The sequence below is a fragment of the Enterobacter cloacae complex sp. IR5458 genome (assembly GCF_049238025.1).
Taxonomy (GTDB): domain Bacteria; phylum Pseudomonadota; class Gammaproteobacteria; order Enterobacterales; family Enterobacteriaceae; genus Enterobacter; species Enterobacter kobei.
Genome location: NZ_JBMKIF010000011.1, coordinates 34142 through 46390, shown reverse-complemented (window position 1 = coordinate 46390; position 12249 = coordinate 34142). Strand labels below are relative to the sequence as shown.

General features: G+C 55.9%; 11 protein-coding genes. 7 read left to right on the top strand and 4 right to left on the bottom strand.

Annotation, left to right across the window (positions count from 1 at the left end):
- The first annotated feature begins 48 nt into the window (after positions 1-48).
- The 6 genes from aroB to trpS all read left to right on the top strand — a co-directional run bounded on the left by aroB (position 49) and on the right by trpS (position 5875).
- Entirely contained in the window at positions 49-1137 is a 1089-nt protein-coding gene (gene aroB / locus ACOTYN_RS11355) for a 3-dehydroquinate synthase (RefSeq protein WP_045268728.1), read from the top strand.
- A 92-nt stretch (positions 1138-1229) separates the two neighbouring features.
- Positions 1230-2525: a cell division protein DamX gene (gene damX, locus ACOTYN_RS11350; protein WP_014885525.1), complete on the top strand. Its 1296-nt coding sequence runs from the start codon at positions 1230-1232 to the stop codon at positions 2523-2525.
- A gap of 67 nt (positions 2526-2592) precedes the next feature.
- Positions 2593-3405, top strand: a complete 813-nt coding sequence (dam, locus tag ACOTYN_RS11345) for an adenine-specific DNA-methyltransferase (RefSeq protein WP_014885524.1) — start codon at positions 2593-2595, stop codon at positions 3403-3405.
- A 41-nt stretch (positions 3406-3446) separates the two neighbouring features.
- Positions 3447-4124 carry a ribulose-phosphate 3-epimerase gene (gene rpe, locus ACOTYN_RS11340; RefSeq protein WP_014885523.1) on the top strand — a complete coding sequence of 226 codons (678 nt, stop codon included), beginning with the start codon at positions 3447-3449 and terminating at the stop codon, positions 4122-4124.
- Positions 4117-4878 (top strand): phosphoglycolate phosphatase, encoded by a 762-nt coding sequence (gph, locus tag ACOTYN_RS11335; protein WP_023331480.1) that lies wholly within the window; start codon positions 4117-4119, stop codon positions 4876-4878. The genes rpe and gph overlap by 8 nt, the downstream gene beginning before the upstream one ends.
- Complete coding sequence (gene trpS, locus ACOTYN_RS11330) at positions 4871-5875, top strand: tryptophan--tRNA ligase (protein ID WP_014885521.1); 1005 nt, start codon at positions 4871-4873, stop codon at positions 5873-5875. The genes gph and trpS overlap by 8 nt, the downstream gene beginning before the upstream one ends.
- Before the next feature lie 143 nt (positions 5876-6018).
- On the opposite strand, the gene ACOTYN_RS11325 is transcribed toward trpS, so the two are convergent.
- The 4 genes from ACOTYN_RS11325 to nirB all read right to left on the bottom strand — a co-directional run bounded on the left by ACOTYN_RS11325 (position 6019) and on the right by nirB (position 10703).
- A complete protein-coding gene (locus tag ACOTYN_RS11325) occupies positions 6019-6189 on the bottom strand; it encodes a YhfL family protein (protein WP_014885520.1) in 171 nt (56 codons plus the stop codon).
- 138 nt (positions 6190-6327) lie between these two features.
- A complete protein-coding gene (gene cysG / locus ACOTYN_RS11320; protein WP_014885519.1) occupies positions 6328-7701 on the bottom strand; it encodes a siroheme synthase CysG in 1374 nt (457 codons plus the stop codon).
- Between the two features lie 135 nt (positions 7702-7836).
- On the bottom strand, positions 7837-8163 hold the full coding sequence (gene nirD / locus ACOTYN_RS11315; RefSeq protein WP_014885518.1) for a nitrite reductase small subunit NirD: 327 nt from the start codon (positions 8161-8163) through the stop codon (positions 7837-7839).
- Positions 8160-10703, bottom strand: coding sequence for a nitrite reductase large subunit NirB (gene nirB, locus ACOTYN_RS11310; protein ID WP_071922825.1), 2544 nt, complete (start codon positions 10701-10703; stop codon positions 8160-8162). Before nirB ends, nirD begins: the two co-directional genes overlap by 4 nt.
- Before the next feature lie 239 nt (positions 10704-10942).
- Here nirB and ACOTYN_RS11305 point away from each other — a divergent pair, with 239 nt between their 5' ends.
- A complete protein-coding gene (locus ACOTYN_RS11305; RefSeq protein WP_023331477.1) occupies positions 10943-12244 on the top strand; it encodes a cytosine deaminase in 1302 nt (433 codons plus the stop codon).
- The last annotated feature ends 5 nt before the right edge of the window (positions 12245-12249 follow it).

Sequence of the window (12249 nt, the reverse complement as noted above, 5' to 3'; positions counted from 1 at the left end):
TTATATACACTCGCCTGCGGGTAAAGCATTAAAGGTGGATGTCGCGTCATGGAGAGGATTACAGTTACTCTCGGGGAACGTAGTTACCCTATCACCATCGCGGCTGGTTTGTTTAACGACCCAGCTTCCTTTTTACCACTAAAAGCGGGTGATCAGGCGATGCTGGTCACCAATGAGACGCTGGCTCCGCTTTATCTCGACCGCGTACGCCACCTGCTTGAGCGGGCAGGCGTTAAAGTCGACAGTGTGATTCTGCCCGATGGCGAGCAGTATAAAAGCCTGACGGTACTGGATACCGTCTTTACCGCATTGCTGCAAAAACCGCATGGTCGCGATACAACACTGCTTGCCCTGGGCGGCGGTGTTGTGGGCGATCTGACCGGCTTTGCGGCCGCAAGTTATCAACGTGGCGTTCGTTTTATTCAAATCCCGACCACGTTGCTGTCACAGGTCGACTCCTCTGTCGGCGGCAAAACCGCAGTCAACCATCCGCTCGGCAAAAACATGATTGGCGCGTTCTACCAACCCGCATCGGTCGTAGTGGATCTCGACTGTCTGAAAACCCTGCCGACGCGCGAGCTTGCTTCGGGTCTGGCTGAAGTGATCAAATACGGCATTATTCTGGATGGCGAGTTCTTTAACTGGCTGGAAGAGAATATGGATGCGTTGTTGCGCCTGGATGAAGCAAAACTGGCATACTGCATTCGTCGTTGTTGTGAACTGAAAGCAGAAGTTGTCGCCGCAGACGAGCGTGAAACCGGCTTACGTGCTTTACTGAATCTTGGGCATACGTTTGGTCACGCCATTGAAGCCGAAATGGGTTACGGCAACTGGTTGCACGGTGAAGCCGTCGCAGCCGGAATGGTCATGGCAGCCCGCACCTCTGAACGTCTGGGTCAGTTTAAACCGGAAGAGACGGCACGTATCATTGCGCTGCTTGAACGTGCAGGTTTGCCGGTAACCGGGCCGCAGGAGATGTCGGCGCAAGCGTATTTACCCCACATGATGCGCGATAAAAAAGTATTGGCAGGTGAGATGCGTCTTGTACTCCCGCTTGCAATAGGGAAGAGTGAAGTGCGCGGCGGAGTGTCGCACGATGTCGTTCTTGGCGCTATCGCTGATTGTCAGCAGGCGTAACAACTAGAAAGGTCAGGCCACTTTTACCGGTGGTCGTTTAGCTTCAGGCGAAATGCAAAGACGTAGGCATAAGCCTTTGAGTGGGGTGTTAAATGGATGAATTCAAACCAGAAGACGAGCTGAAACCCGATCCCAGCGATCGTCGTACTGGTCGTTCTCGTCAATCTTCAGAACGTGATAACGAGCCGCAGATCAACTTTGACGATGTTGAACTGGATGCAGACGATCGTCGCCCTTCGCGTAGCCGCAACGCGCGTGATGAGCGAGAAGAAGAGGATTATGAGTCCGAAGAAGATTCAATGGACGAACAGCCTGTAGAGCGTCGCCCGCGTAAACGTAAAAAAGCCGCTGCGCAGAAACCGGCTTCCCGCCAGTATATTATGATGGGCCTTGGCGTTTTGGTGCTTGTGCTGCTGATTGTTGGCATTGGCTCCGCGCTGAAAGCACCGTCAACGAACTCAACCGAGCAGACGGCTTCTACTGAGAAGAGCATTAATCTTTCCGGTAACGATGCGACGGATCAGGCGAACGGTGCGCAGCCAGCGCCGGGCACCACTTCCGCTGAGCAGACTGCCAGCAACACCACGACGCCGCAGGATGTTTCCCTGCCGCCTGTGTCATCAACCCCAGCTCAGGGCCAGGCTCCCGTTACGCCTGAAGGCCAGCAGCGTGTAGAAGTTCAGGGAGACCTGAACAATGCACTGACGCAGCCACAGAACCAGCAGCAGGTTGATAACGTTGTGGTGAACTCTACGCTGCCAACTGAACCTGCAACCGTTGCGCCGATTCGCGGTGGTAACGCTCAGCCGCAAACTGCGGCGACGGAAACCAAGCCGCGTCAGACGCAAACGGCGACACGTCCTGAACGTAAGCAGGCGGTGATTGAGCCTAAGCGTGAAACCAAACCTCAGGCCGTAGTCAAAGCGCCTGAAGTGAAAGCCGCACCGACACAGCCGAAACACACGGCTACAGCTGCCGTGAACGAGCCGGCCAAAGCGCCAGTCACGCAGACTGCACCGAAAGCGACGGCGACCACAACGGCACCGGCGGCCACCACTGCGCCTGCCGCGACGGCTTCCAGCACGACAGCAGGCAAAACCGCAGGCAACGTCAGCTCGCTGAAATCTGCGCCATCCAGCAACTACACGCTGCAGTTGAGCAGTTCGTCTAACTATGACAACCTCAACGGTTGGGCGAAGAAATCAAATCTGAAAAACTACGTGGTTTATCAGACGACCCGAAACGGTCAACCGTGGTATGTGTTGGTTAGCGGGGTTTATGCATCCAAAGATGAAGCGAAACGTGCCGTGGCGTCGCTGCCTGCAGATGTTCAGGCTAAAAACCCATGGGCGAAGCCGATTCATCAGGTTCAGGCCGATCTGAAGTAATGTTTAAAGCGCAGGATGCTGTCGGAGCTTTCTCCACAGCCGGAGAAGGTGTAATCAGTTAGTCAGCATGAAAAAAAATCGCGCTTTTCTGAAATGGGCAGGGGGGAAATACCCCCTGCTCGATGATATTAAAAAGCACCTGCCAAAAGGCGAGTGTCTTATCGAGCCCTTCGTGGGTGCAGGATCGGTGTTCCTGAACACCGATTTTTCTCGTTATATCCTCGCGGATATCAACAGCGACCTTATCAGCCTCTATAACATCGTCAAACTGCGTACCGATGAGTATGTGGAAGAGGCGCGTAAGCTGTTTACGCCTGAGAACAACAACCCTGACGTCTACTATCGGTTCCGCACGGAGTTTAATCAGAGCCAGGATCCGTTCCGCCGCGCTCTGTTGTTCCTCTATCTCAACCGTCATGGTTACAACGGCCTGTGCCGGTATAATCTGCGTGGTGAATTCAACGTGCCGTTTGGTCGTTATAAGCGCCCGTACTTCCCGCAGGACGAGTTATATCACTTTGCTGCAAAAGCGCAGAATGCAGAGTTCCACTGTCTCTCCTATGAGGAGTGTATGGAACTGGCAGGCGTAAATTCGGTGGTTTACTGTGACCCTCCGTACGCCCCGCTGTCTGCGACGGCGAATTTCACCGCCTACCATACCAACAGCTTCAGCCCGGCCGAACAGGCGCGTCTGGCGGAGATGGCGGAAAAGCTGGTCAGCAAAAGAATTCCGGTGTTAATTTCGAATCACGATACGCCTGATACGCGCGAATGGTATAAAGCCGCGAAGCATTTTCAGGTTAAAGTGCGGCGTAGCATTAGCAGCAACGGCGGCACACGTAAAAAGGTGGACGAACTCCTGGCTCTTTATCGCCCCTGAGCCGTTTTGCCCGCCGGTAAACACATTTCAAGGAGATGCGGATGAAACAGTTTTTGATTGCTCCCTCAATTCTGTCGGCCGATTTTGCCCGCCTGGGTGAAGACACGGCTAAAGCTCTCGCGGCTGGCGCAGATGTCGTCCATTTCGACGTTATGGATAACCACTATGTCCCCAACCTGACGATTGGCCCAATGGTGCTCAAGGCGCTGCGTAACTACGGCATCACCGCGCCGATCGACGTTCACCTGATGGTGAAGCCGGTCGACCGAATCGTGCCAGACTTCGCCGCGGCGGGGGCCAGCATCATCACTTTCCATCCGGAAGCCTCTGAACATGTGGACCGCACCCTGCAGCTGATCAAAGAGAATGGCTGTAAGGCGGGTCTGGTGTTTAACCCGGCCACGCCGTTGAGCTATCTCGATCATGTCATGGATAAACTGGACGTCATTTTGCTGATGTCTGTTAACCCGGGCTTTGGCGGTCAGTCGTTCATCCCTCATACGCTGGACAAGCTGCGCGAAGTGCGCCGTCGTATTGATGAGTCAGGCTACGATATTCGCCTGGAAGTGGACGGCGGTGTGAAAGTGAATAACATTGGTGAAATTGCGGCAGCGGGCGCGGATATGTTCGTTGCCGGATCGGCCATTTTCGACCAACCGGATTACAAAAAAGTCATTGATGAAATGCGCCGCGAGCTGGCGAAGGTAAGTCATGGATAAATTGCAGGCAATTCGGGGTGTAGCGTTCGACCTCGACGGCACGCTGGTTGACAGCGCGCCGGGCTTAACGAGCGCCGTGGATCAGGCGCTGTATGCCCTTGAACTTCCCGTTGCGGGCGAAGAACGTGTTGTGACGTGGATTGGCAACGGTGCCGATGTGCTGATGGAGCGCGCGTTAACGTGGGCTCGTCAGGAGCGCGCGTCGCAGCGTTCCGCGCAGGGCAAACCGAGCGTCGATCACGCGGATATCCCTCAGGATGAGCAGCTGCGTATTCTGCGCAAACTGTTCAATCGTTTCTATGAAGAGACCGTTGAAGAGGGGAGTTTTCTCTTCCCGGACGTCCAGGAAACCCTGAGCGTGCTGCATGCCAAAGGCATCCCGCTTGGGCTAGTGACCAATAAACCCACGCCGTTTGTTGCCCCTCTTCTCGACGCGCTGGATATCGCGAAATATTTCTCCGTGATTGTGGGCGGCGATGATGTGCAAAACAAAAAGCCGCATCCGGAACCGCTGTTGCTGGTGGCAGGAAAATTATCCTTAACACCTGCGGAGCTGCTCTTTGTCGGGGATTCCCGCAATGATATTCTGGCTGCCCGCGCGGCAGGATGTCCTTCCGTCGGATTGACCTATGGCTACAACTACGGTGAGGCCATTACGCTGAGTGAGCCGGATGTTGTGTTCGACCACTTCAAAGATTTGTTGCCCGCACTCGGGCTTTCGCACAGTGAACATCAGGAATTGAATAATGACTAAGCCCATCGTATTTAGTGGCGCACAGCCGTCAGGTGAATTGACCATTGGTAACTACATGGGTGCGTTGCGTCAGTGGGTCAGCATGCAGGATGACTACCATTGCATTTACTGCATCGTGGACCTTCATGCCATCACTGCGCGTCAGGATCCTGAGAAGCTGCGCAAAGCCACCCTGGACACCCTGGCCCTCTATCTGGCCTGCGGCATCGATCCTGAGAAGAGCACCATTTTCGTTCAGTCACATGTACCAGAGCACGCACAGCTGGGCTGGGCGCTGAACTGCTACACCTACTTCGGTGAACTGAGCCGCATGACCCAGTTCAAGGATAAATCCGCACGCTATTCTGAAAACATCAACGCCGGTCTGTTTGACTATCCGGTGCTGATGGCGGCTGACATTCTGCTGTACCAGACCAACCAGGTTCCTGTCGGTGAAGACCAGAAACAGCACCTGGAGCTGAGCCGCGATATCGCCCAGCGCTTCAACGCGCTTTATGGCGAGGTGTTTAAAGTACCAGAGCCGTTTATTCCGAAATCGGGCGCACGCGTCATGTCGCTGCTGGAACCGACCAAGAAGATGTCCAAGTCAGACGATAACCGCAACAACGTTATCGGCCTGCTGGAAGATCCGAAATCCGTGGTTAAAAAGCTTAAGCGTGCGGTGACCGACTCCGACGAGCCGCCAGTGGTGCGCTACGACGTGCAGAATAAAGCGGGCGTTTCCAACCTGCTGGATATTCTCTCCGGTGTGACCGGCCAGAGCATTCCAGAGCTGGAACAGCACTTCGAAGGCAAGATGTACGGCCACCTGAAAGGTGAAGTGGCAGACGCCGTTTCCGGCATGCTGACCGAGTTGCAGGAGCGTTATCACCGCTACCGTAACGACGAAGCTTTCCTGCAGAAGGTGATGAAAGACGGTGCGGAAAAAGCCAGCGCGCGCGCGTCAGAAACCCTCAAAGCGGTGTATGAAGCGATTGGGTTTGTGGGTAAACCATAGGTAAAAGCAAAACGGTAACCACGTTACCGTTTTTAGGGTTTGTTCCCTCTCCCCGTGGGAGAGGGTCAGGGTGAGGGCATCAGGCCGCACTTCCCAAAACTAAAAAACCGGGAAATCCCGGTTTTTTTACGCCTGAAAACGGCTTACTGCTGTGCCGCCTGTCCGCAGCCACCGATGATCTTCGAAATGGAGATCGCCGGGTGCAGCAGATAATCGTAGCTGCAGTTATTTTTGGTGTTTTGAACGTGACCGGTACAGGCCGTCAGGGTCGATAACAGGCCAACCAGAACGGCGGCTTTTGCCAGCTTGAACATACGCATTCCTTGTCTAAAAAATTGGATGTAATACGAGGGAATAAATGGAAAAGTTCCACTATGCGGGCGGTATGTTAGCGGTAGCCGTTAGAGGGGAGTAGTCCGCTTAAGGACTACTCGAAGAAGGAAAAATATGTGTCAGTGATTCGAGAACCAGTTCAGCTTATCGCGTAATTCAACCACGCGACCCACCACAATCAACGCCGGACTTTCAACCTGCTGCGCCAGCTCGCCGAGTTGAGTCAGCACACCATCGACCACACGCTGCGTAATGGCGGTACCGTTTTCCACCAGCGCAACGGGCATATCTGCCTCCATGCCGTGCTCCAGCAGTTTCGCCTGAATGGTGGCGGCCTGATTTAGCCCCATGTAGAAGACCAGCGTCTGCTTTTCAGCGGCCAGGTTATGCCAGTCCAGTTCGCTGCCGGTTTTGAGGTGGCCCGTCACCAGACGCACGCTCTGCGCGTAATCGCGGTGGGTCAGCGGGATGCCGGAGTAGGCTGAGCAGCCGGACGCCGCCGTAATCCCTGGCACCACGGAGAACGGAATACCTGCGTTGCACAGGGTTTCCAGCTCTTCGCCGCCGCGACCAAAGATAAACGGATCGCCGCCTTTCAGACGCACCACGCGCTTACCTTTCTGCGCCTCGCGCAGCAGGATCTGGTTAATCTCTTCCTGCGGTACGCAGTGGTAGCCCGCGCGCTTGCCGACGAAGACGCGATCGGCGTCGCGACGCACCAGGTTCATGATGTCATCGGAGACCAGGCGGTCGTAGACCACGATATCCGCCTGCTGGATCTGTTGCAGGCCTTTCAGCGTCAGTAAGCCTGCATCGCCAGGACCCGCGCCGACCAGCACCACTTCACCACGGTGATCCAGCGGTTCGTTCAGTAACTGTTCGGTCGTCTCTTCCACCGCTTTTGTGTCCTGGTTCGCCAGCGACTGCGCCAGCCTGTCGTTCACAAAGAACTTTTCCCAGAAGCGACGGCGCTCCCCTACGGTCGCGAAGGTTTGCTTCACGCGGGAACGAAGTTGTCCGGCATAGTGGGCAATCTGACCAAGATGCTGCGGCAGCACGGCTTCCAGTTTTTCCCGCAGCAGGCGGGCGAGAACAGGAGAGCGTCCACCGGATGACACCGCAATCATCAGCGGTGAGCGGTCGATAATCGACGGCATGATAAAGCTGGCTTCTTTCGGCGCATCTACCACGTTGCAGAAGATACGCCGCGCTTCGCAGGCATCGCTGACGCGCTGATTCACGGCATCGTCATCCGTTGCGGCAATGGTCAGCCAGCAGGTATCCAGCAGGGATTCATCAAACTCTCCTTGTACCCGCGTGAGCATCCCTTCCTGGGCCCAGACGTCAAACTGCGGGGTGAAGGTGAGAGCATTCACGGTCAGTCGGGCCCCCGCTTCCAGCAGCAGGCGCGCCTTGCGCTCAGCCACATCGCCGCCGCCTACAAGCAGGCAGTCGCGATGGCGTAATTGACAAAAAATCGGCAGGTGGTCCACGACGATACCTCACAGCATTCAAGGAGGGGGTAAGCATTGACGTCAGGATAACAGCAGGAATCGCCGAAAATATACGGTTTTTCCTGCCGTTACCCATAAGGGGTCATAAGCCTTTCCTATTGAAAAGGCGGGGGGTTACGCTTTGAGCTGCACCTTGCCGTCCTTCACGCGGACGTCATAGTGCTTCACGGAGACGCTTTCATCTTCCATGCAGCGTCCGTCGGTTAAACGGAAACGCTGCTTTTTCAGCGGGCTGGCGACCCACAGTTCACCCTGGTGCTCGGCAATCAGGCCACGGGAGAGCACGCTGGCCTCGAAGAACGGGTCGATATTGCTGATGGCAAAAACCTGTTCATCGTGACGGGGACGGAAAATCGCGACCTGCTCGTTACCCAGCAGCGCACACACGCCGGTGGCGGGCAGAATGTCGTTAATCTCGCAAATGTTTACCCACTGGCTCATGCGTTTTCCTCCACCAGCGTGACTGGAATGCGTTCATACGGTGTTGCCGGGCGATGCTGCTCGCGCTCTGGCACCACCTGCACGTTCGGGTCGCGCTGGGTGCTGTTGATAAAGTGTTTGAAGCGTGTCTGCGCCGCAGGGGTATTCACGGTTTCGGTCCACTCGCAGATCACTGCCTCGCGCAGGCGAGCCATCTCTGCTTCCAGATGCTCGTTCAGGCCCAGCTTGTCGTCGATGATCACCGCTTTCAGATAATCAATGCCGCCTTCCAGGTTATCCAGCCAGGACGCTGTACGGGTCAGCTTATCGGCGGTACGGATGTAGAACATCATGAAGCGGTCGAGGTACTTAATCAGCGTGTCGTGGTCAAGATCCGCTGCCAGCAGGTCTGCATGGCGTGGTTTCATCCCGCCGTTACCGCAGACGTACAGGTTCCAGCCTTTTTCGGTGGCAATAATACCCACGTCTTTACCCTGCGCTTCGGCACATTCACGGGTACAGCCGGAGACGCCGAACTTCATTTTATGCGGGGTACGGATGCCTTTGTAGCGGTTTTCCAGCTCCACGCCGAAGCCGACGCTGTCGCCCACGCCGTAGCGGCACCAGGTGCTGCCCACGCAGGTTTTCGCCATACGCAGCGCTTTGGCATACGCGTGGCCGGTTTCGAAGCCTGCTTCAATCAGCTGGCGCCAGATTTCTGGCAGGTCGTCTTTCTGCGCCCCAAACAGCCCGATACGTTGTGAACCGGTAATTTTGGTGTACAGGTTAAATTCGCGGGCGATCCGGCCCACCGCGACCAGCCCTTCCGGCGTGATTTCGCCACCGGCGGAACGTGGAATGACGGAGTAGGTGCCGTCTTTCTGAATGTTCGCCAGGAAGTTGTCATTGGTATCCTGCAGCGGCGTGTGCTCGGGTTTGAGCACGTATTCATTCCAGCAGGAGGCCAGCAGGGAGCCGACGGTCGGTTTACACACTTCACAGCCGTAACCCTGGCCGTGTTTCGCCAGCAGTTCGTCGAAGGACTTAATGCCTTCCACACGGATCAGGTGATACAGCTCCTGGCGAGAGTAAGCAAAATGCTCGCACAGGTTGTTGTTCACTTCGATGCCCTGTTTCGCCAGCTCGGCGTTCAGCACCTGAGTTACCAGTGGAATACATCCGCCACAGCCGGTACCGGCTTTGGTTTCGGCTTTCAGCGCGGCAACGGTATGGCAGCCCTTGTTGATGGCAGAGATCAGCATGCCTTTGGTGACGTCGAAGCAGGAGCAAATCTGCGCGCTGTCCGGCAGTTTATCCACGCCGATGGACGGTTTACCGCTGGAGGCGTGCGCCGGGAGGATCAGCGCGTCCGGGTTTTCCGGCAGCTCGATGGCGTTGAGCACCAGCTGGAGCAGGTTACCGAAGTCGCTGGTATCGCCTACCAGTACTGCGCCGAGCAGGGTTTTATTGTCCTTACTGACGATAAGACGTTTGTAGACTTCTTTGCTTTCGTCGAGATAGACGTAGCTGCGAGCGCCAGGCGTGCGACCGTGCGCATCGCCGATACCGCCCACGTCCACGCCCAGCAGCTTCAGCTTGGCGCTCATATCCGCGCCCGTGAAGGCGTTTTCGCTGCCGAGAATATGGTCCACGGCGACCTGCGCCATTTTGTAGCCTGGCGCCACGAGACCGTATACGCGGTTATTCCAGCTGGCGCATTCGCCAATCGCGTAGATATCCGGGTCGTAGGTCTGGCAGGTATCGTTAATCATGATCCCGCCGCGCTGCGCGACGGCCAGACCGCACTGGGTTGCCAGCTTGTCGCGTGGACGAATACCGGTGGAGAAGACGATAAAGTCTACTTCCAGCTCGCTGCCGTCAGCAAAGCGCATGGTTTTACGTGCTTCGGTGCCTTCCTGCACGATCTCTTTGGTGTTCTTGCTGGTGTGAACTTTCACGCCCATGCTTTCGATTTTGCGGCGAAGCTGGTCGCCACCCATGTGGTCGAGCTGTTCGGCCATCAGCATCGGGGCAAATTCGATGACGTGGGTTTCTACGCCGAGGTTTTTCAGCGCGCCCGCGGCTTCTAAGCCCAGCAGACCGCCGCCGACAACGGCGCCGCGCTTGCTGCGGCGTGCGCAGGATTCAATGGCGTTGAGGTCTTCAATCGTACGGTAAACGAAGCAATCCTGAGTTTCAGAACCTTTAATAGGCGGGATCCACGGATAAGAGCCTGTCGCCATGATCAGCTTGTCGTAAAAAACCGTACGCCCGGCGCTGGAGTGGATCACTTTTTCCTGACGGTTGATGGTGATGGCGCGTTCGCCCACCAGCACTTTTACGCCATGCTTCTCATAGAAACCTTCACGCACTAAAGAGAGCTCTTCGGCGGTATGATGGGAGAAGTAGGAAGACAAGTGCACACGGTCGTACGCCTTGCGGGGTTCTTCACAGAACACGGTAATATCGAACTGGTCGGCACCGGCTTTATCGAGAAGATCCTCAATAAAGCGATGGCCGACCATGCCGTTACCGATGATAGCGAGTCTGACTTTGCTCATTTTTGCCTCGATTTCTTTTCTATTACTGCCTACCTTAACGATTCAGCAGGGGCGCTTATTGATGTAAATCAAATACGTCTTCGCCTACTCCTTAGGTGGTATGCAGCTGATTTGTCAGGATTTTTATAAGTTATGGAAATCGCAGGCTTTTCGGGGGCGTCGATTTTGTGTACAAAGCAATGGCGTATTTTTGAACAAAAATATGCTTAAACAACGTTGCGTTGAGCAGGGGATAAGAAATGTCTACAACACCGCTTTGGCTTGTTCAGAATGTTCGCTTACCGGGCCGGGAAGGACTATGGCAACTCGCCATTGAGAACGGGCGATTTGGTGACATCACCCCAATGGACGACACCCGCGCTGAAAGTTATGAAGTGTTGAACGCGCGCGGCGGGCTGGCGATCCCACCGTTTATCGAGCCGCATATCCATCTTGATACCACCCAGACGGCAGGCGAGCCGAACTGGAATCAGTCGGGCACGCTCTTTGAGGGCATTGAACGCTGGGCGGAGCGCAAAGCGTTACTCAGCCATGACGACGTCAAAGCGCGCGCCTGGAAAACGCTGAAGTGGCAAATCGCCAACGGCATTCAGTTTGTCCGTACCCATGTGGATGTCTCCGACCCGACGCTCACCGCCCTGAAGGCCATGCTGGAGGTGAAGCAGGAGGTGGCCCCATGGGTGACGCTGCAAATCGTCGCGTTCCCCCAGGAGGGTATTCTCTCTTACCCGAACGGCGCGGCGCTGCTGGAAGAGGCGTTAAAACTGGGTGCCGACGTGGTGGGGGCGATCCCGCACTTCGAATTCACCCGCGAGTATGGCGTCCAGTCGCTGCATATTGCTTTTGCACTGGCGAAGAAATATGACCGTCCGCTGGATATCCATTGCGATGAAATTGACGACGAACAGTCGCGGTTTGTCGAGACGGTGGCTACCCTGGCCTACGAGGCCGGCATCGGTCCGCGCGTGACCGCCAGCCATACTACCGCCATGCACTCCTACAACGGTGCGTACACCTCGCGCCTGTTCCGCCTGTTGAAGATGTCGGGGATTAACTTCGTCGCTAACCCGCTGGTCAATATCCACCTGCAGGGGCGTTTTGACGACTATCCTAAGCGCCGCGGCATCACGCGCGTGAAGGAACTCCAGGAAGCAGGCATTAACGTCTGCTTTGGTCATGACGATGTTTTTGACCCCTGGTACCCGCTGGGAACCGGCAATATGCTCCAGGTGCTGCACATGGGGTTACACGTCTGCCAGATGATGGGCTATCCGCAAATCGACAGCGGCCTGGATCTGATCACCCATAACAGCGCCCGTACCTTTGGCCTGAGCGATTACGGTATTGCCACGGGCAATCCGGCGAATCTGGTGATTTTGCCTGCGGAAAGCGGGTTTGAAGCGGTGCGCTGTCAGGTGCCAGTGCGCTGGTCGATTCGTCAGGGGCGGGTGATTGCCACGACGCAGCTGGCGCAGACGTGGATCCAGATGGATATCGGGGGTGAAGAGGTCAGCTTTGCCAGAAACAGCCCCTCTGCGTAGCGCAA

Coding starts and splice junctions, on each gene's coding strand:
- aroB (WP_045268728.1), top strand. CDS start 49: ATGGAGAGGATTACAGTTACTCTCGGGGAACGTAGTTACCCTATCACC.
- dam (WP_014885524.1), top strand. CDS start 2,593: ATGAAAAAAAATCGCGCTTTTCTGAAATGGGCAGGGGGGAAATACCCC.
- rpe (WP_014885523.1), top strand. CDS start 3,447: ATGAAACAGTTTTTGATTGCTCCCTCAATTCTGTCGGCCGATTTTGCC.
- damX (WP_014885525.1), top strand. CDS start 1,230: ATGGATGAATTCAAACCAGAAGACGAGCTGAAACCCGATCCCAGCGAT.
- nirD (WP_014885518.1), bottom strand. CDS start 8,163: ATGAGCCAGTGGGTAAACATTTGCGAGATTAACGACATTCTGCCCGCC.
- trpS (WP_014885521.1), top strand. CDS start 4,871: ATGACTAAGCCCATCGTATTTAGTGGCGCACAGCCGTCAGGTGAATTG.
- ACOTYN_RS11325 (WP_014885520.1), bottom strand. CDS start 6,189: ATGTTCAAGCTGGCAAAAGCCGCCGTTCTGGTTGGCCTGTTATCGACC.
- nirB (WP_071922825.1), bottom strand. CDS start 10,703: ATGAGCAAAGTCAGACTCGCTATCATCGGTAACGGCATGGTCGGCCAT.
- ACOTYN_RS11305 (WP_023331477.1), top strand. CDS start 10,943: ATGTCTACAACACCGCTTTGGCTTGTTCAGAATGTTCGCTTACCGGGC.
- gph (WP_023331480.1), top strand. CDS start 4,117: ATGGATAAATTGCAGGCAATTCGGGGTGTAGCGTTCGACCTCGACGGC.